This is a genomic window from Bifidobacterium sp. LH_512 (genome assembly GCF_056356435.1).
The window spans coordinates 17,770-39,146 of record NZ_JBKEUE010000003.1 but is presented as its reverse complement, the minus strand read 5'-3'; the positions used below and the strand labels follow the sequence as shown (position 1 = coordinate 39,146).

7 protein-coding genes are annotated in these 21,377 nt (G+C 54.3%); 2 read left to right on the top strand and 5 right to left on the bottom strand.

From position 1 onward, the window contains the following. The first annotated feature begins 43 nt into the window (after positions 1-43). The gene (locus tag AC1AWD_RS06975; RefSeq protein WP_476565038.1) at positions 44-4,054 is read left to right on the top strand and encodes a DNA-directed RNA polymerase subunit beta'; all 4,011 of its coding nucleotides are present in this window, start codon (positions 44-46) and stop codon (positions 4,052-4,054) included. Positions 4,055-4,139: 85 nt separating this feature from the next. On the opposite strand, the gene AC1AWD_RS06970 is transcribed toward AC1AWD_RS06975, so the two are convergent. The 5 genes from AC1AWD_RS06970 to AC1AWD_RS06950 form a co-directional block, all read right to left on the bottom strand. After that, a complete protein-coding gene (locus AC1AWD_RS06970) occupies positions 4,140-6,827 on the bottom strand; it encodes a transglutaminase-like domain-containing protein (RefSeq protein WP_476565036.1) in 2,688 nt (895 codons plus the stop codon). After that, entirely contained in the window at positions 6,824-8,065 is a 1,242-nt protein-coding gene (locus AC1AWD_RS06965) for a DUF58 domain-containing protein (RefSeq protein ID WP_476565034.1), read from the bottom strand. The genes AC1AWD_RS06970 and AC1AWD_RS06965 overlap by 4 nt, the downstream gene beginning before the upstream one ends. Then, the gene (locus AC1AWD_RS06960) at positions 8,062-9,273 is read right to left on the bottom strand and encodes an AAA family ATPase (protein ID WP_476565032.1); all 1,212 of its coding nucleotides are present in this window, start codon (positions 9,271-9,273) and stop codon (positions 8,062-8,064) included. Before AC1AWD_RS06960 ends, AC1AWD_RS06965 begins: the two co-directional genes overlap by 4 nt. After that, positions 9,254-14,851: an Ig-like domain-containing protein gene (locus AC1AWD_RS06955; protein ID WP_476565030.1), complete on the bottom strand. Its 5,598-nt coding sequence runs from the start codon at positions 14,849-14,851 to the stop codon at positions 9,254-9,256. The genes AC1AWD_RS06960 and AC1AWD_RS06955 overlap by 20 nt, the downstream gene beginning before the upstream one ends. 411 nt (positions 14,852-15,262) lie before the next feature. Then, positions 15,263-16,492, bottom strand: a complete 1,230-nt coding sequence (locus AC1AWD_RS06950; RefSeq protein ID WP_476565028.1) for a serine/threonine-protein kinase — start codon at positions 16,490-16,492, stop codon at positions 15,263-15,265. Positions 16,493-16,854: 362 nt separating this feature from the next. On the opposite strand from AC1AWD_RS06950, the gene AC1AWD_RS06945 reads away from it, so the two are divergent. Further along, a complete protein-coding gene (locus tag AC1AWD_RS06945) occupies positions 16,855-21,375 on the top strand; it encodes a PD-(D/E)XK nuclease family protein (protein WP_476565026.1) in 4,521 nt (1,506 codons plus the stop codon). The last annotated feature ends 2 nt before the right edge of the window (positions 21,376-21,377 follow it).

Sequence of the window (21,377 nt, the reverse complement as noted above, 5' to 3'; positions counted from 1 at the left end):
TCCCCGAAACGTGAGCAACCAACAAAAAAGACAGGACATTAGAGTGCTGGACGTCAACGCATTTGACAAACTGAGGATTGGCCTGGCCACCGCCGACGACATCCGTAACTGGAGCCACGGCGAGGTCAAGAAGCCTGAAACCATCAACTACCGTACCCTGAAGCCGGAAAAGGACGGTCTGTTCGGTGAGCAGATCTTCGGCCCGACCCGCGACTGGGAATGCGCCTGCGGCAAGTACAAGCGCGTCCGCTTCAAGGGCATCGTGTGCGAACGATGCGGCGTGGAAGTCACCAAGAGCCGTGTGCGTCGTGAGCGCATGGGCCACATCGAACTGGCCGCACCGGTCACCCACATCTGGTTCTTCAAGGGTGTTCCGAGCCGTTTGGGTTATCTGCTGGACATCGCTCCGAAGGACCTCGAAAAGGTCATCTACTTTGCTGCCTATATGGTGACGAAGGTGGACGAAGAGCAGCGTCATCAGGATCTGCCGGACCTTCAGGAAGAATTCGACAACGAAATCGCCAACCTGGAGAAGCGCCGCAACCTCGACATCGAAGAACGAGCCAAGAAGGTCGAAGCCGATCTGGCCCAGCTTGAAGCCGAAGGCGAAGCCAAGGGCTCCGCACGCGCCAAGCTGCGCAACGGCGCCGAGCGCGATATGGCTGCGATCCGCCAGCGTTACGACGAGCAGATTCAGCGTCTGAGCGCTGTGTTCGACCGCTTCAAGTCCCTGAAGCCGGGCGACATGGAAGGCGACGTCGACCTGTGGCGTGAAATGGAAGATCGCTACGGTGATTACTTCGAAGGCTGCATGGGCGCTGAAGCCATCAAGAAGCGCCTGCAGGACTTTGATCTGGAAGCCGCTTCCAAGCAGCTGCGCGAAGAAATCGACACCGGCTCCGGCCAGCGCAAGGCCCGCGCGCTGAAGCGACTCAAAGTCGTCAACGCATTCCTGACCACCGGCAACAAGCCGGAAGCCATGGTGCTGGATGTGATCCCGGTTATTCCGCCGGATCTGCGCCCGATGGTTCAGCTGGATGGTGGCCGCTTCGCCACTTCCGATCTGAACGATCTGTACCGTCGTGTGATCAACCGTAACAACCGACTCAAGCGACTGATTGAGCTCGGTGCTCCGGAAATCATGCTGAACAACGAAAAGCGTATGCTGCAGGAAGCCGTCGACTCCCTGTTCGACAACGGCCGTCGTGGACGCCCGGTCACCGGTGCCTCCAACCGTCCGCTCAAGTCGCTTTCCGACATGCTTAAGGGCAAGCAGGGCCGTTTCCGTCAGAACCTGCTGGGTAAGCGTGTGGACTACTCCGGCCGTTCCGTTATCGTCGTCGGCCCGTCCCTGCGCATGCACCAGTGCGGTCTGCCGAAGCCGATGGCTTTGGAACTGTTCAAGCCGTTCGTCATCAAGCGTCTGGTCGACCTGAACCTCGCCCAGAACATGAAGAGCGCCAAGCGTCTGGTCGACCGCGGCGACTCCGAAGTATGGGGCGTGCTCGAAGAGGTCATCTCCGAGCATCCGGTGCTGCTCAACCGTGCACCTACGCTGCACCGTCTGGGCATCCAGGCCTTCGAACCGATTCTGGTCGAAGGTAAGGCCATCCACCTGCCGCCGCTTGCCTGCGCCGCATTCAACGCCGACTTCGACGGCGACCAGATGGCAGTCCACCTGCCGCTGAGCGCCGAAGCACAGGCTGAAGCCCGCTCGCTGATGATGGCATCCGACAACATCCTGAAGCCGGCTGACGGCCACACCGTTACCATGCCGAGCCAGGATATGATCTTGGGCCTGTATTGGCTGTCCACCGTGGTGGAAGGCGCCAAGGGCCAGGGCCGCATTTTCTCCTCGCTGGAAGAAGCCGAAATGGCTCTCGACCGTCACGAGATCGATATGCAGTCCAAGGTGCTGATTCGTATGCCTGAAGACTTCGTGCTGCCGAAGGATTGGGAACCGAGCGAAGTCAAGGTCGTTGATCCGGAACCGGGTAGCCCGGACGTGGTCAAGGAAGAGCGCTTCTCTGACGGCTCCGTGCTGTTCGCCACCTCTTACGGCCGCATCCTGTTCAACGGCACCCTGCCAGTTGACTATCCGTTCATCAACGAGCAGGCCCCGAAGGGCAAGCTGTCGAAAATCGTCGATGACATCGCAACGCGTTACTCGACCCAGCAGGTCGCCGCAACCCTGGATGCCTTGAAGGATCTGGGCTTCACCCGCGCACCGTGGTCCGGCGTTACGATGGCGTTCTCCGACATCGTCGCTCCGCCGGATCGTGAAGACATCGTCAAGGACTATGAGGCTCAGGCCGAGAAGGTCAACTCCCAGTACGACATGGGTCTGTTGACCGACGAGGAACGCCGTCAGGAACTGATCAACCTGTGGACCGAGTGCACCGACAAGGTCGCCGACGCCATGCGTGAGAACTTCCACGACGACAACAACGTGAACATCATGGTTCAGTCCGGTGCACGAGGCAACTGGATGCAGATTCGTCAGATCGCAGGTATGCGAGGCCTCGTGGCTAACCCGAAGGGCGAAATCATTCCTCGACCGGTCAAGTCCAACTACCGTGACGGCCTGACCGTGCTGGAATACTTCATCTCCCAGCACGGTGCACGTAAGGGTCTGGCCGATACCGCACTGCGTACCGCGGAATCTGGTTACCTGACCCGTCGTCTGGTCGACGTTTCCCAGGACGTTATCGTGCGTGAAGAAGACTGCGGCACCAAGCGCGGTCTGTCGATGAAGGTCGGCGAACGCGACGAGAACGGCAACCTCGTGCTGGTCAAGGCAGCCGACGGTGGCCCGTACTCCCGTCTGCTCGCCTCCGACGTGATCGATCCGGCCGACGGCACTACCGTGCTGTACAAGGCCGGCGACGCGCTGAGCATGGATGTGCTGAACGACCTTGTCGCCCACGGCGTTGAGGAAGTCAAGGCCCGCTCCGTGCTGACCTGCGAATCCAAGCGTGGCGTGTGCGCCAAGTGCTACGGCTGGTCTCTGGCCACCAACAAGCTGGTGGATGTCGGCGAAGCCGTCGGCATCGTCGCGGCACAGTCCATCGGCGAACCGGGTACCCAGCTGACGCTGCGTTCCTTCCACTCCGGTGGCGTCGCTTCGGCTTCCGACATCACGCAGGGTCTTCCGCGTGTTACGGAACTTTTCGAAGCCCGCACCCCGAAGGGCGAGGCTCCGATCGCTGAATTCGCTGGCGTCGTGAAGGTCGAAGACACCGAGCGCGGCCGTCAGGTCACACTGAAGCCGGACGACGACAGCGTCGAACCGATCACCTACCCGGTGACCCGCCGTGCTCCGATGCTGGTCAAGGATGGCGATCACGTCAAGGCCGGCACCCAGCTGATCGAAGGTTCCGTGGATCCGAAGAAGATCCTGCGCATCCTCGGACCTCGCGCCGCCCAGGTGAACATCGTAGAAGAAGTGCACACCGTGTACCGCTCCCAGGGCGTCGACATCCACGACAAGCACATCGAGGTCATCGTGCACCAGATGCTGCGCCGCATCACCGTGATCGACTCCGGCGACACCAAGCTGCTGCCGGGTGAACTCGTCGATCAGGCACGCTTCAGGGAAGCGAATATGGAAGCCGTGAAGAACGGTGGCAAGCCGGCCGCCGGCCGTCCGGAGCTCATGGGTATTACCAAGGCCTCTCTTGCCACCGACTCCTGGCTGTCCGCCGCCTCCTTCCAGGAAACCACCCGCGTGCTTACCGAAGCCGCCTTGAGCCAGAAGGTCGACGACCTGAAGGGCCTCAAGGAGAACGTCATCATCGGTAAGCTCATTCCGGCTGGCACTGGTCTGGCTCGTTACCGCAACGCTGTTGTGGAGCCGGATAAGGCCATTCGCGACACCATCTACCCGAACTTCGGTTTGGGTGGCGACGTGAACACGGACTTCTCCGACGCCGACCTGAGCGATGTGGACTTCTCCAGCATTGACTTCGGCGATCTGAAGCTCGGCGACGACTTCAACCCGGACGACTTCCTGGATGATAACGGCGGCCAGATGGACCTCGGCGAAGAGCTGTGATCGGCAACTGATGGTCACGACATGGCAGACATGGTTAGGTGACTGCTTGTAATGTGAAAGGCCTGACTTCTCGCAAACGTGGAAGTCAGGCCTTTTGCAAAGCAAGCCTGATCTTCCAACGCAGTGGCTTGGGTATGGATTGCAATATCCATCGTCGCAGCGCAAGCACCGCAGACCAATATTCCCGCGCTTGCCTCTCCGACATCACTTCATGAGAAAACATCGCCTTATCGGCTTGAGCGCACAACGCCGTAAGCGTCGTTTCATCACAATGCGTGGAGAGACGATTCGCATGGTGCTGACGCATAGTCTGCTGAGACATATGATTCTGTATGCGTTTCCGATTCGCGTTCCTGGTAGAGCGAATGTACGCGATGATGCGGGTTGTCTGATCCCTGCGCGTGCCGCTTGTATCCACACCACAATATGCCGCTAAACCGGTAAGAATCTTCCAGCCGGCAGCTATCCGTTGCGCCGGAGTTCCTTTGCGCTGCGCAACATGTATCAACATCGAGTTGAGCGCCAGCAGTCCGACAACTATTAGAAACAGTAATCCTAACGGTATTGATACTGCATACAGAGCCAGTACAAGCGGACGTGGTTGTTCGTTGTTGGTAGTTTCCGGAGCTTTTGCATTTTGCCCCGAAATAGAGCTGTGGCCGTTAGGGCGGGTCTCCTCACGGATTCGCTCAGCCAAAGGAACGCCGGGTTGTCGAATAGTCGACTGAGGATTCGGTGGCGACAAATCAAATGCATCATCCGGAATTTTGGTTTCCGAGGGCGTCGGATCGAACGCAACCCAGCCATAATGTTCAAACTGTATTTCCACCCACGCCTGTATGTCAGCTCCAGTGAATTCCACGTGATTTCCGTCAGCAGTCTGACCATCACTGGTGAACCCAAGCACCACGCGTGACGACAAGCCTAATTCTCTAGCCATTAACGCCATCGCCGAAGCGTACTGCTCACTGTCGCCGACCATAGCGTCACCAGTTAGCAGCATATCAACACGATGACTGCCATGACCTGCCAGAGATGGATAATCACCGTCAATGCCATGCGAAAACCATCCTGAACTCGATAAGGATTCCGCCAACGATATGGCGGTCTGACCAGCAGATGACCGAGATCCCGCGAGAATAGAGGCCATATCACCAACGGAAGCTGGAACATGTTGGGCGTCGGATTGCTGCATGGTCACGCCATCGCAGTCGGCTATCTCCGCGATATCGGGATTCTCGGGAATTGTTCCAGACACGGTATATGACAGGCCTGGAACCAAGCCGGGAACGAACAAGCCGGTATGCGTTTTCGCGTTATACAACATATTGATGTCATATGCGTTGAGAAGCGTTGACGCTGCCGCCGGCACTTTTTCGGAAGAAGAATTATTCCCGGTGGAATTATTCCCCATCGAAAGACCGTCATTGTTGGAATGCAATGTTATGGAATAAGTTTCTCCGGCTAAGGGAAGCCAAATGTCATCCAATCCTTCTCCAATAGTGAACGTTGCGGTGAAAGGATTACCGGAATGATCCCCGTCCATAGAAGCTCCGATCGGATGGAAGGCGTTCGCCTCATCATCGGTGAAACTCCAAATATTCCCGTCAAAATAATCCATTACGGCAATCCGGATCGGAGTACCGGCAGGAAGCCCGGTTACGGATAGTACGATGTCATCGGCATGCTGTTTGAGAAGCGACCGCATGCCTGACAGCGGACTGGATCTACCATATAAGTCAATTGGTGGCGTATACCAGTCGCGCAAGGTGATTCTGCTACCAAGTGGCATAATCATGGCTGGGCAAACAAATGCGATGATGAACAGTGTCACGATGCTGAACTTCCAATGGTTTCGCAGCAGTTGTAAAACATCGTGCCGAGAAAGATGGCGAGACGGGGGGAACCGCATAGAAAGCATTCTTCGCCGGTATAGGTTGCACCATAGAACTTGTACTGATACGATCATGCAGCCAATGCAGCCTTGAACCACGCTTCGATTGGTTTGTGTTCCGAGAAGGTTGCTGATTACAAGCGACGCCCATATCGTCATCATGCTGGCGAAGACATATTTGAAAGAAGCATTATGTTTTTCGGATTTCGTATATCTGTAAGTATTCACAGCGGTTGCGCGTGCAAATAGCGATCCCGAAAGGAACGTCATCCACAGCATAATCGTCCACAACGCGATCGGAGCGCCACCGAGCCGTGCGACGGGCTGCGGTATTCCGATAATTGTTTTCCATGAGGTGAAAAGCGACTGGAAGCCTTGGATGAGTGTCGCCGAGGTCGGCAGCACATGAAACAACGTTGTTTCATGCAACAGTACAATCGGACCGATCGTGAATTGTGCGAACAGCATTATGCCCAGTTTTGCCAGCCAGCCAAAAACACTGTCGGAAGAAGGAACGAAAGCGATGATCGCTCCGATACAGGATGCTGGAATAGCGGCCAAACACCATAGTGCGATTGAGCCATACACGTCAATCATGGCTGTGCAGGCCAGCAGCATGCAGATAACAAGAATGGGTGAATCCATGCATGCAGTCAGAATGCGCTTCGTCGACATGACGGTGGAATGCTCGAACTTATTGGCGTTTATAGTCGATTCAACGATAATCGCTTTGGGCCTGTTCCATTTAGGTCGGGTATTGATGGGATGTGAATCGTTAGAACGCGAACCATCGGAACTTCCGTGCAGTAAGCGGAATCGAGAATACTCATATATGCGCCCGATCCAATCGAATACGAAACGGATTGCGCGGGTGGTCATGGAATCTCCTTATTGAATTGCCTGAATTCAAGTAGGGATCCGACTGTTATAAGCCACCCTCCTGCAATACGACGTATGGAGGATTCTTCGTTTTCGCAAACGCGGATGATAAGAACATTGCTCGACTGGGGCGCATACGCCGTCATACCACACAACATTGCGTCGGTATGATTGGAACCGACAATTACGATGTATGACGTGTATGCGCCGGACTGCAGCAGATTCTGAACATGATCGGCGTGTGACGTGATTTTGGCGTCAAAGTCAGGCTGCAGCGAACTTGAAGTATTCAATAGCGTTCTTGCGTTCGTCCAGATGCGGCATTGATGAATATCATCAGTGCAGATGGTATGTGTTGGATGATGATCAAGTAGACTCTTCAAACCATATGACGCGTACAGACTTATTGCAGTTTCGAATTCTGCAGCCGAACCGTACGAGGCGGCGCTGGTGAATAGTACGATAAGCGGCTCAGCTTGCCGCGACGCATCGTATTGCCGAATCATCAGCCGTCCTGTTTTCGCGGTACTGATCCAATGAGCATGGCGAAGGTCATCGCCGGGTTCATATTCCCGCAATCCATGAAATTCCATATCCTGTACAGCGGCGCTGGCAGTGCTTTCTTCGTGCAATATTGAGGAATCCTTATTGCGGAAGGAATCGACAGTCATGGTGACAGGATGAATGAATATATGCGTGGCATTCGATATCGGATATTTCTTCCAGACCAACGATAAGAGATCTTCCTGATATATCAGCAAAGGTCCTGCTTCAAGTTCGGCGCGAGTCTGTGCGTGGAATGGTACGGTTACGCGAGTTTCGCTATATGCGTCGATACCGGGAATCGATAATATGACGTTGTGATCGTTCAGCGGCAAAACAGCCTCTAATTGTGGTGACGAACGCGCGCTTGAATTAGTCACGGTTATTGACATTTCGACGGTATCTCCAACGACTGCGGCATGTGGGCACACTATCGTGGCATGCATGTTGCGATGACGGCGTAGCAGCAGCGGCGCCTGCATGCAACAGGCGAAACAAAGCAAGCAGGATACGAGTAGTTCCCGCCAGTGGAACATACGAAACCCCAAGGCGCAAAGCATCATCAGACAAGCCAAGAACTTACCGACATGTGTCAAACCGATATGCGTTTTATTCCGACTATGCCGTTTTGATATGAGATTGGCGGCAACAATCCGTTGTTTCGATGCAACCGCGTAAAGAAAATCGAGGTTCATGATACTCCTGCTTCCGGTAGCGGCACAGCATTCACTACATCCGTGATGGCGTCGGCGGCGGTAACGTCAGCCATATTGGATTCAGGCGTCATCCGTATACGATGTGCCAATACAGGGACGGCAATGTCGCGAATATCATCGGGGATTACGAATTCTCGACAATCTTGAGCAGCCCACACTCGAGAGCAGCGAATAAGCGCCAATGCGCCGCGAATCGACGAACCACAGGCAACGGATTCAGTATGACGGGTCTGCTCCACGATACGTACGACATATTCGTTGATTGCATCGCTGACATACACATGTTGTGCATAATCATGCAAGGCTGCGAACTCATCCGCCGATAATATCGGTGTCGCCTTAGGCGTCGCGTTTGCCCTGCCAAGCAGCCGAAGTGACGCGTCATGATCTGGCGGACCAAGCGCAACGCGAATCAGGAAGCGGTCTAGTTGCGCGTCCGGCAGCGGGTACGTACCTACATGGTCGGTCGGATTCTGTGTGGCGATAACAAGAAAAGGTTTCGGTAAAGGGCGGCGAATTCCATCGATGGTGACGGCGCCTTCTTCCATGGCCTCCAGCAAAGCCGACTGGGTTTTGGGTGAAGCTCGATTGATCTCATCCGCGAGAATTATGGATGCGAAAATCGGACCGGGACGGAATCGGAATGTTCCATCATGCTGGTTGTAAATGGTCGTACCCAAAATGTCGGAGGGCAGCATGTCGGGGGTGAACTGGATTCTTGCAAACGACAAGGAAAGCGAGGCGGCGAGTGTGCTCGCTAACTGTGTTTTACCTGTTCCCGGAACATCCTCGAGCAGAATATGTCCCGAAGCAATTGCAGCCGCAATACACAATCGCACCGCATTTTCCTTGCCTAATATGATTGTGTTCAGGCTGTCCGATAACGCCATGTAGCTGGTTTGGAACGATTCAGAATGCGGTTTCGTTGCGATTGTGCCTGCTGCGCTGCTCCGTGCATATTGCGGGGGAGACGCTGGCACATCGCGAAGCAGCGTACGGTCGTTGATATGCGTGCGGTCATCGAAGTGCGCGCTGACGCGGTTTTGCATTCGAGGCTTGATTCGCGTCCGGTCATCAATCTGCACTTCCTTGTGCACGGGCAAGTATGCAGTTTCGTCGTTTGATCGCATGGTAATGTGCTTGGGTTGCGCAGTTTTCGGCAAGCGTTTATTCGATGTCATCATCATGGTTGCTCCTTGGCCTGGAAATCGGGGAGTCGTCTACCAATCCGGTGCCTTGCGCCAGACCCTGATCAGAAGACAATGCTTCCGGTCGTTGATTCATATGACGGCTGGTGACAATACCTTGGTCACGAACGGAATCAATGAGTTCGGGCTCACCGTTTTCGAGATGAACGGACCATGTGAAAATGCCGTCTCCCTCGAATCGGGATAAGTCGAATGTCGCCGCTGTTTGTAATGCGGGGATTCGCGTGACGTAAGCGGTTTCGCCTTCGTGGTATACGGTGACGACGAGTATTGCGGTTTGACCGTAGGTGATATTCCGCATGGTGGCGTTGATGGTATTACGGTCATCCCATCGCATGGATAGGCTTATGATTGCCGGTTGCTTGTTCGCCATATCGTTATTGGTCGCGCTGGCGGGTTCGCTTACACGCTTTTTGAAGGTTTGCTGCACGCTGACCGTTCCGCATGGCGACCATGGTTGGATTTCGTATTGATACGACTCGGATTTTACTGTGTGTTCCTCGCCTTGTACATGGAGGACGAACGCATCATGGTACGTACCGGTCGCATCCCACGTGACTATGCAATGGTTGTCGCGTGGAATGATGGAGACCCGTGCAGGCGGAGTGGGTTCGTAGGTTGGATGAACATGTTCGCCCGCATTCGTGATTGGCGACGTTTCTTCAGTCCTCAATGTGATTGAGACGCTGAGATCCGTAAAATAATCGTCACTGGTTAACGTAAATGCGTGTGACGGAGCCGCGCAAGGCACGACCGCGCTGCGGTTTTCCAGATGCAAAGCGATTTCAGAGCATGTGGTATTGCGCAAATCCGAGAGCGTGCCTGAAACGATAACGCTGTTGCCGTTGTGCTTGGCTTGATAAGCGTGCACATTCGGCATGTCTGGCGTCGACCATGGGAATGCGGGGGAGGAGGGGCGTGATTCCGGCCCGTATCCGACCGCGTTGCGCGCTTCGACGACTGCGGTCACTGACATTCCATCATGTATATGGCTGTGACTGATGTCGAAACTTGCCGAAGAAGCCGTTGCTGACGCTTCCTTGGCAATGCTGCCGGAAGGCAGCCCGATTAATGTGATGCGATATCCTACGATTTGGCTGAAATCACCTTGTGGAGCATTCCAATGCACGATAACGGTTTGATATCCTGGACGAATTTCTACACCGGTTGGGGCGGAAGGCAACTGATCCGGCGTTAGCGACACGGTATTCGAATCTGGTGAGGCGCCAACCGCATTAATAGCACGAACAACGAAATGGTATTGCTGGCCATTGCGTAACTGATCAATTGTGCAAGCGGTCTGCACCCCGCACGATTTCGTGCCGGTATTAGGACCCGACCAGGAAACTTCAAAACCAGTGATTGGCGAACCGTTGGAAGCCCCGGCATTCCAGCGGAGCATAACCATTCCATTGCCCGCATCGCAGTCTTTTTCCAACAAGCGCGGTGTTTGTGGAACGTTGATAACTGTGACATTGAAAATTTCCGTTACCCGTCGTTCGGCGCTTCCGGTCGCATCATCTATGATGAAATGGGCCGTGTAAGTTCCGGAATCGATGTGTTCCGCCGCCGTAATCGATACGACGCCGTCATCTGTACAAGAGACTGTGAACGCAGCGTGATCAATAGAGCAATCGACTAATGTCAACGGTGTTTCAGGGAATGGATTGAACGCATGCTGGAAGACATCCGTTGTTTGCTTTGAACCGGCCGCAATCGTAATAGGCGGTACGGATGCATTCGCCAAAGGTCGGTCCGAAGCGACTATTCGAACGGATATTCCTGCATGCACTACGCCTTGCGAGTACGTAATGGTAATCGGGAAATGAGCGATTCCACCTATTGCCGTATCAAAGGAAGCCTGTGCGTTCAACAGCCCATCCTGCTGTACGGTGACGGTGACTCCGTTTTGATGACCACCGCCGGAATATGAGAAGTCGGAATCATCGTATGCGCGAGTGAGCTTGAACAAATCCAACATCAGCGGATCTTCCCCTGGCATGATATCAATAACGGTATCGGTAAAAGTCGGAGGAACAACCTGCTTTCCCGATACGCTAATCGACAATGTCAATGTCGAAGTATTGATAAACGCCGTGTCTTCACTAAACCGACCATCGCTTACCGTAAACGTCAAAGAAGCCGGGCCAGAATAATCCGATTCCGCAGTGAACACAAGCGTGCTGGAATCCTTAACGAAATCGGTATTGGATGCCTTGGTGGCGCTCACTGACAATGGGTCGATAATCGGCTGTTTGCCGACTCCCACACGAACATGATCGTTGATATTGATTTCCAGCGAATCACCTGCCTCAACCGATAGTACAGGGGCTTTTGGGCGCAGCGTGGGAGGGAACACGCCATAGGCCGGAACTTGTATAAAAGCAGTTGCAGTAAGACCATGAACGGTGTCGGTTACCACATAAGGTATGAAACTTGTTTTCTCGGTGAGATCGATACTGACCGCCATCGTATTATGCGCGCTGATACGTGCACGCTCCGCAGCCGAAGGATGCACGCTGATAGACAAATCGTTTTGCGATCCGGAAGGATTAACAACCCAAGGAGACATATCCACGGTAATCGTGCGTTTATCAACGGTCTCAGACGGAGGCACTTGGTAGTCGTAGGCTATGGGTGGTGCGATAGAAGCATCCGGGTCGACAATGACGGTAAGCACCGCGCTTGCCGACAATCCCGCATCATTATGGACCCGATATACAATGTGATATGTTCCAATCTCCTGTGGGGCGGTTAGGAATATTGAATCATCGTCGAGAACCTGTGCGTTTGGAATATCGACGGATTCCAAATGCTCGTCTACAACGAGGTTGGATTCATCCGAAGACAGATCATTAGCCGTAACCTGTACGGTGGAGGTGGATGATGGGCGGAGTGTAACCGTATCATTGCGGGCAAGCATATTGGTGCTTCCATTTTCTTGGAATACGGCCACTTGTATGGTTCCCTGCGCTCGCTGTCCGGTCCAATCCTCTACGGCATAGGTGAATATATCGGTTCCGCGTGAATCCGGATACGCTTCATACATCATGTAATCGGCTCCGACGGTAGTGATTCGCCCCAGTGTCGGTGCCGTGTTACCTAATCCAAGCAATTGGAGGTCATCGCCATCCGTGTCTGTTCCTGTCAAATCAATGGGAATACGCGTCTGACTGCCTGCTTCGGCCTGCGTCTCAATATCGTCGGGAACCGGTTTGGCTTTGTGTGCGGCATCGCTGTCGTGCACGTTGATATCAATGGTTCCGGATGCGATATTACCTAGGTCGTCGTGGACCGTATACAGCAATTCGTAATGGCCGGATGCGGCATTCGCCTGATATCGGACGACATCGCCTGATATGAAAGCCAATCCTTGAAATATGTCGGGATTCGTTGGATGAACGGATTCAAGACTCAAAGTGCGTTCATGAGTGCCGATAATATGATTGAGCACCTTAATGGATACCAATCCTTCAGTTCGTACCTGAACTTCGATATTCGGCGCATGCATCGTATTGCCGGAAACATGATGAGTGTTGTTTGGAAGCACGGTGATGGTGCCAACGTCGTTTCCGTAACGGTTCGCGATTGTATAGGTTACATCGATTGGAATCTCCAGTGTTTCACGGGATATAAGATGAACGCGGTTTTCCACAATCGCGTGCGAAATCGTATTGCTTGGATCTTCCACATCGATAATCGCGGGAACGCCGCCAGTTGGGTCGATGTCATTGAGCAATGGGGCGATAATGGTTTCTCCCGAAGGATTGAGAACAGTCACATCGTTCACGGCTAAGGGCAAAGCGGCGTCTTCTCCGGACGAAGTGCGAACATCAATTCGTACGCGCCCTGTGCTCGATACAGTGCCTTGAAGCACGGAATATGACAGATAATGGATTCCTGGAGACTGGGTTTCGAATAATATGCCAAGTCCTCCTTTCAAGAGGGAGACATTCGTATTTCCATCTGTCTGCACATCAGTGATATAAGGACTGCTCGCTCCTGTGGCATGAATATGTTCCGTCATGTCGATAGTTGTGGGAGTCATGGTGAATGCCGTTACGGAAACCGGATCCAATAGCGCGGGCAAAGTACCGTTTTCTCTGATAAGAACGGATATGGTTCCTTTGCATGTTTCGATTCCGTCGCTTACGAACGCTTCCACATCAACTCTGCCTATTGGGGCTCCGTTGGGCATGAATTCCACCAGTCCATCTGAGCGCGTGCTCAACTGGGCCGGCGTCTGGCCGATGACATTCGCCCGCGTAAGCATCAAAGCGTCACCGTCAGGGTCGAAGAATCCTTCCAAAACGTTGAACTGCAGGATTCCATCCTGTTCGATGCGATACTCTATCGGCACATTGTGCCGCTGAGGAGCATGATTATCGTCGTCATGGATGTTGACGGTGACATACGCTTGCGCGGTTTGTCCAATCCCATTGGATATCTCGTAGGTGAAACGCACGCTGCCGTCAGCTGCATTGCTGGCGTCGAACTGGAGGAAACGCCCGTCATATGCCAGTGCAATATCAACAGCGTTTTTAAGCTGTTCGGAAGCGATTCGTCCAGCTGTGGTTTTCTTGGATGTGGATTGCATGGCTGCAGTCTGCCCGGATGCGGTTTGCCCAGACGTTTGTATACGTCCTATTCGTTCGATGCGTAATACGGAACAATCCGATTGAACGTCGTTGTGCAGCACGTCGAGAATCTGAATTCTTCCACGCCGTACCGTGAATTCATCGTCATTGGCTATGACAGGAACGGTATCGGCAATACAGTCCTGCATGGTGTTGTACGCATTGGCCGTGGACTGTGGAATATCTTGTTCCTGCGTGCCATCTTGACCTGCAATATCATCCCAACGGATATCCATCGGCGCCACAGATTCTGAAGGCGCCCAAGCAGTGCCATCCGTAATGTTGTTAAGCGCCACATAGCCATGATTCACACGGAAAACCAGATCTGAAGAAGATTCAATATCGTGCAGAGAGCGAAAGCCCGGCATATCTGCATCCACGTTCGGATCGCAAACAGACAGATAATTGTTCTCCTTCTGCTGCCACGCGCCATATACGCATCCGTTCAGTGAAACCGGAACCGCAGGCTCGCCGGTCTGTCCCGAGTCCAAAACAACGGGCGGCTCGTTTAAGGCATCGAAATCAATAACAGCCATCTGTCCAAGTCCTGCGACCGCAAGCCACCTCTGTTGAACGGCATCATGCGGCGAAGACTGCAATGTGATCGGTGACGCAAGGGAACTGACTTCAACAACGCCGTGCTTGGTATACACCCGATGCCCTGAAAGCATTGCGGGTTCCTCGCCGACCACGGTAAACGAATCCGCTTGCATCGAAGCTTCAGAAGTCAACGAGCATATGAACGCAATGGTCGTGTCGGAAGCATCATCCAATTTCAGTACCATGCCATCGTGCGGGCGGTATCCCCATATGGAGCCATCAGACGAAACCGTCACCTTCCCGCCGTCTCCTAATTCCATGCTCGGTTCTTTTGGGAAGACGGCATTGACGCTGTCGCTTTCGCTGATCGCCCAGACCATTCCCGTACGCGCGTGCAGGAACGCGACACTGCCTCCGCCGGTATGTACCGTGACATCATCAGGCAATATCATTGGATTTTCGTATTCAATGGTGGCCTCGTCGACTACCGTGATTCGACCGGCTTGAGCAAATGCCGTAAACGAATCATGCTGATGCAAATCGAGGTTCGCCGTGTCCACATCAACACGTGCAGTCGGCTCCTGTGAAGGAATATTCAGCCGAACCACCGCTCCATGCTCTTGCGACAACAGCCATACGCTTCCATCGTCAAGACTCATCTGACGTTTTGATACGGCGGCAATCACAATGGCGCCGATCACAATCAGCACAACCATCAACAGCCATGCGATAACGGGCAACATCCATATGCGCCGTTGCACTACACCACTCCGCAACCCTATACGCATCGCCTACACCTCATCCGTAATCGCAATATCGGTGTGATACGAGAACGACCGGTTTTCGATGCCGTCAGGCTTCACAACCTGCAAAGACGTGACGGCAGGTAACACGTCGGAAGCAAACGCAGCCATGCGGATCGCCATATAAAGTGACAGTAGGGCAACGGCAATCAGCATTCCGACGGTCAGATTCCATCCAACATAGGTATGCCGAAATTCCTGCGCATATTCTGCATCCGAACTGCCCGACACATTCCGGTCGGCCCGTTTGCGAATGCCGTATAAGCCGCCGTCGGAGCTGCGCTTCGTAGCAGGTGTGTGATTCGTATACCCGTCAGACGCTTCGCCTTGCCCCTCCACATACAGTGGCGTGGCCTCACCGAAACATTGACGCTGCACATCCTGCAATGCATGAGCGAAATCGAGAGCGGAAAAATATCGCTGCTCCGGATTCTGATTCAGTGCAATCCGAAGCGTCGTTTTCAGAGCATCAGGCACGTCCAAACAGTCAATGGGCGGGGCGTTCCGTTCATCAGGCGCTGAAACTGGCGAATCGAAGAACCTTGCACTACCGGCGTATCCGGAAGGTGGGCTTCCCGTGAGCAGCGCATACACCACGGCGGCCAACGAATACACATCCGCTGATTCATACCGGTATCGAGCATGAACGTCAAAACATTCCGGAGCCGCCCACACAGTGGAATATCCGGCCACACTGCTGGCATATACGGAATCGGCAATGCCAAAATCAGCCAACATGGGCTTGTCGGAAGCCGACAGCACAATATTGCTCGGTTTCACATCATGATGGACAATGCCACGACTATGCGCTGCCGCTAACGCATCCGCCATATGCACACCGAGCGCCGCAATCTGATCAACCGGCATTCTGCACTGTAGGCCGGCAGCCTTCACCGCGGCATCCAACGTTCCGTTAGGCGCGTATTCGCAAATGATGTAGCCTCGGCCGTCATCGGTAACCCCGGATCCAAGAATCGGCAAAATATGCGGGTGGTCGTTAATAGCCCGCATGCATGCCGCCTCATTGCGGAACAGATCATTCAACAATGCATCATGCGGTCGTCTGCACAGCTTGACCGCTACCCAGCGAGCCGATTCACGATGCTCGTACAAAGCGACCATGGCGGTGGAGCCGCTGCCAAGCGGAGCGACATACGACAATCCGGAAAGTTCAATCGGAAAGATATCGGCATCCATCTGCAATACGCAGTCAGGCATGCCAACGCATCTCTCAACACTACGTTGCATGACATCGCACAACGAAACACCGCAAACCGAAATATCACAGGGCGATGCATCGTAAAGCGAATCATCAGGACATGAAATATCGCATTGCAGTGCGCCATGCTGCATAGAGGGAACCGCAGGCGTCGCTCGGTCGGACATCATTGTCTCCTGATTCCGTTCGACCCCTCGTACGGACATCATCAATTGTACGGGTAGGTCATCGACAAGGCAGATGCCAATCAGTTGGACACGCCGTCGCGAGCACAGCCAAATCATTGCGGCGCTCGTAGACACGCCGTTGCCTCTCCGGTTGGTCCGCGATGATGATGCAAGGCGGGCCTTATCCTGAAAACATGGTTGGCGACGAAGATGTGCAGGCGTTGATAGATGGGACATTACGCACCCCAGACGGCGATTCGACGCGCGTATTGGCGGTTTCCGGCGCTCCGCACGCCGGCAAAACGGAATTCGCGCTGCGCTCGCTGCTGAAAGGCATGCAGTCGTTTGGAGAGAGCGGCGCAGTGATGACAGTGTCCAATCGTGTGATCGCGGATCGGCTGAACGGTCGCGTGATTCATGACCTGTCAGTGTTGTCGCAGGCTCGTCCGGTCACCACATTGAGCGCGGTTGCATTTCGCATCATCTCCGCGGTGCGGGCGCATGACGGCAAGCGGCCAGCGAAGCTGCTGAATGGCGCGGAACAGGATGCTTTGTTGCGTGATGTGCTTGCGGTGCACATCGCACATGCCGTCGCCGGCGATTTATGCGACGTATGCCAACTGTTGCAGCGATATTTCATGCGAGAACGCCTATGGGCGAATGTGCTGACCGGCATGGACGTGGTCAGACAAGAGCCGGCAGGCGGTATGCCAGAAAACGGTGGGGCGGAAATCGAGATTTCCAAGAAAGGCACGCCGGCAGGCGACTCTTCGGTGGATAGCGCCACGACTTTTGCTCGCCATGTCAACGACGCGTTTATCGCCCAATTGCGTGACATGCTTTCGCGTATGAACGAGCTTGGCCTGACGTATGACGATGAGCCACGGGTTATGCAATTGCTTGTGAAACAGTCTATGGAACCGATTGCGCGCGAGCGGTTGGAAACACAATGGCGACTTTCTTTCGCATTGTGGCGAGAGTATGCGGATCATATTGCAACCGCCTACCCGAACGAATACCGTCTGGACAATGCTCGGTTGTTTATCGAAGCGAGAGAATTGCTATGTTCCGAAACCGGGCAGGCGTTGCCTGAAATCGTGCCTCAACTGCTGGTCATCGATGATTGGCAGGATACGACATTGGCGGCGGTCGCAATGGTGCAGGAACTGCATGATCGCGGATGCCGTTTGCTGTTGGTCGGCAATAATGATGAGGCCGTGCAGGTTTTCCGCGGCTCGTATCCCGAATTTTTGGATGTACGGGTCGCCGAATCCGCAGCGGCGTACAATGACCATGAACCGGATTCGGACGCCGCCGCAGCGCTTATCCCCGTTGAATTAGGGCGTTTCCACGCGAAGCGTTGTGAACTGCCGCCGGTATTGTTGACGAATCGTGCTGATGGCGAAGACCCCACCATGTTGGATACGGTGGCGTCTCGAATATCGCTCGGTATTTTGAGCAATCAGGAAGGCATGGGAGCGGTGCCGGATCGCCCCGGCAAAATGCCGCAATATCCCGGTGCTTTTCCCGTTATGCCTTTGGAGGAGTCGGACGCGCGTTTGCATGATGGCACGGTACGGGTGCGTATCATGCGCTCTTCCGACGATGAAATCAACGACATCGTATGGCAGATTAAAAAAACGCATCTTATTGATTCACGTGATTTCAACGAAATGGCGGTGATCGCGCACGATAACGCAACGGTGCAGACCATCGGACGTGCGTTGCGTGAATCAGATGTGCCTGTACGATTCACATCGGTGAGCCGGCCGTTGAAGGACGAGCCTGCAGTACAGGGGTTGTTCGCCCTGGCTCAGCTCGCCAATGAACGCAATACGGTGGTGAATTCCGATGACGGCAACGGCGATTCATGGAATGATCCGACATCGTGGGCCGCTTCGATGATGCGCAGGCTGCTGTCCAGTCCACTGATGGATGCGAAAACACGCTCCGGTGGGACGCGTCCCATGCATATGCAGCGGCTGGATTCCATTGTCGACACATTGATGTCGTTGATGGACCTGCATGATCTTGCAGTGGACGCGGATACGTCGGCCGAGCCCCCCGCAGACGCTGCAGTCTCGGAGCCTTCAAGTGAGGTTCCGGAACGATTACGCGCTATTGCTGATGCTTGGCGGCGTTTGGCTGATTCGTTCCAAACGCAGTATAACGATAATTCCGCCGAGTCCGATGGCGTAATCGTCGACGATTCCTTGTTGGAAGTACCGCAGCGTGACTGGTCGGTATTCGACGACTTGTCAGTGTGGGCGTTGCTGGTTTTCGCCGATGACACCGATCAGCGAATCGTTCTTGATGCGATGCGCTCGATCGCCGTCGGTAACGGTACCAGTAATGATCTGGATGCTCTGGAACGGTGCGTTCATGCGTTGGACACAACCGCCGAAAGCATTCATCGTCTGCAATCAGCATCTGACTGGCGTGACGAGAACAATCCTGCGCAGTACATCCTGTGGGAAGCCTGGCAGGCATGCAACGTGGAGCATGATTGGCAGCAGACGGCATTGTCGGTCGGTTCGGATGGGGAAACCGCCAATGACCGTCTTGACGCATTAATGCGCCTATTCCAGTTCGCGCAAGTGTTTGCCGGTGATATTCGCGATCTTGTCGTACAAGTGCAGAATATGCAGGTCGAAGCGGATTCACTGGCTCATGTCGGCCCGATCGAGCATGCGGTGACGATTACGACTCCTGCCGGTGTGGCCGGCCGAACATGGCCTTTGGTATGGCTTCCGGCATTGCAGGAGGGAACATGGCCGAATTTGAAGGAACGCGATACGCTGTTCGGCGCTGAGGACTTGGCTGACCTGGCAATGTACGGTCGTCTTAAAAATGGTGCGCAGGATGGCGTGGACGCCCGTTTGAAACAGACTCTGTATGCGGAAAAGAAGAGCTTTTTCGTGGCTTTGACACGTGCAAACGAATGCGTGACGTTAAGTGCCGTTCATAATGATGATGCGTCGCCGTCTGATTTTCTGTACGGTCTGATTCCTGAAATGGTGCCACGCGCTGCGGAAATCACGGATGTGCGATACACATCGGTGGGCGACGGCAGTCGCGGAGGATTGGATGCTGACAAGCGCGGATTGGTGTCGGCGGCGCGTTCGATTTTGGCTTCCGCCTGCGCGATGCGGCATGCAGACAATCATGCGGATGATCATGCGGATATCACAGAGGAAACGCAGTCGGCCGCACGATTCGATAATGAAACCGATATTGAGGATGCGATTCGAGCATTGCGCTTGTTGCAACGTGAAGGCGTTGAAGCGGCGGATCCGGAATATTGGACGTTCCTTTCATCGGAATCTTCGTCTGAACGTTTGAACGCCGATCATGCTGGCCGCGCCGACCATGTCGAATGCGTCAATCGCGCCGAATACGATGTTGCCGGCGACGCCGCAACTGAAAGAAGCACGAATACGGCGGCGCCATCCGTTGCGCAACAGCATCCGCTTACCGTTTTCCTCTCCCCATCGCAGGCCGATAACCTTTGGAAATGCCCATTGCGATGGACTTTGGAAAACCGGTATGGCGGTCCGCGAGCAGGCTCCGTGCATGCCAGTTTCGGCACGCAGATTCACAAAATGGCCGAACTGGCATCCTTGGAAGGCTTGGACAGGCCTGATCATGATGAATACGGTGTCAACGTATTCGCAACGGATGAGGAGGGCGTGGCGCAGCGCATTGATGCCATCGCCGATCGCATGTTGGACCTGTACCAGGAGAACATGCCTGTGGAACGCAATCCCAGAGAGGCGGACGCCGCATATCGGCAGCGTCAAATCACGGGGCGAACGTCGACCATCGCCCACCATATCGCTGCGTATTTCGTCAAATCGACGACGGCGGAATATGCACAGAAGGGCAAGAAAGCGCCGATTCCTGTCGGCTCATTGGTGGATGCGCAATGCGAAGTGGAGTTCTCGGCTCGTTTCACATGCGATGATATTCGCTACTTGTGGAACAACACATTCCCGGAATGCCAGATGGATACGAATACGCTATTCGCGCTGATGGCGACGTTGACTGGAGGAATGCCGCAGGAGGCGGATCCGAAAATGACGATTGTGCTTTCCGGCCGTATCGACCGGTTGGAGCATCGCCGTATGCAGGATGGTCGAATCGTAACGCGTTTGTTGGATTATAAAACGGGCAAAAACCCCCATTCCGGCAAAGCGGTGTTCAATGATCTGCAGTTGGTCTGCTATCAGCTTGCGCAGCAATTCGCAGGGGCTGCCTTGCACTCCGACGCAGAGCGCAGGATACGATTCAGCAGTGCGCCCAAGATCAGTCAGGCTGTGCTGTATGACGTGTTCGCAAAAGAATATCCGGCCGAAAGCCATGGTGAGGAGACGGTATTCCAGCCCGCCTTATTTGATGGTTGTGCGTTGAATAACGTGTATTTGCCAAGACTTTACGCAGGTAAGATGAGCGTTCTCTACGACTACCCCGATCTTCCGGAGCAAGCTCCGGACGGCATTGATTCAGGACTATGGCACAGCATTGTGCAATTGCGCTACGAGCCGGCAATGTGGGCGTTGGATATGTTGTCTCGAGTGGTATTCGCCGCAGGCGCAAGACGGTCGATGACGCAACGTGCCAAGCGAGATGCCAGCATGTGCAAATACTGCCCATTCAAACGAGTCTGCCCGGCCTGGCCGGATGACAGCATCACCATTATGGAGGCGACGAGATGAGC

What these genes read in the sequence shown, in the direction of transcription:
- AC1AWD_RS06945 (WP_476565026.1), top strand. Translation starts at nt 16,855, where the DNA reads ATGGTTGGCGACGAAGATGTGCAGGCGTTGATAGATGGGACATTACGC.
- AC1AWD_RS06955 (WP_476565030.1), bottom strand. Translation starts at nt 14,851, where the DNA reads ATGGTCTGGGCGATCAGCGAAAGCGACAGCGTCAATGCCGTCTTCCCA.
- AC1AWD_RS06970 (WP_476565036.1), bottom strand. Translation starts at nt 6,827, where the DNA reads ATGACCACCCGCGCAATCCGTTTCGTATTCGATTGGATCGGGCGCATA.
- AC1AWD_RS06960 (WP_476565032.1), bottom strand. Translation starts at nt 9,273, where the DNA reads ATGATGATGACATCGAATAAACGCTTGCCGAAAACTGCGCAACCCAAG.
- AC1AWD_RS06965 (WP_476565034.1), bottom strand. Translation starts at nt 8,065, where the DNA reads ATGAACCTCGATTTTCTTTACGCGGTTGCATCGAAACAACGGATTGTT.
- AC1AWD_RS06950 (WP_476565028.1), bottom strand. Translation starts at nt 16,492, where the DNA reads ATGCCTGACTGCGTATTGCAGATGGATGCCGATATCTTTCCGATTGAA.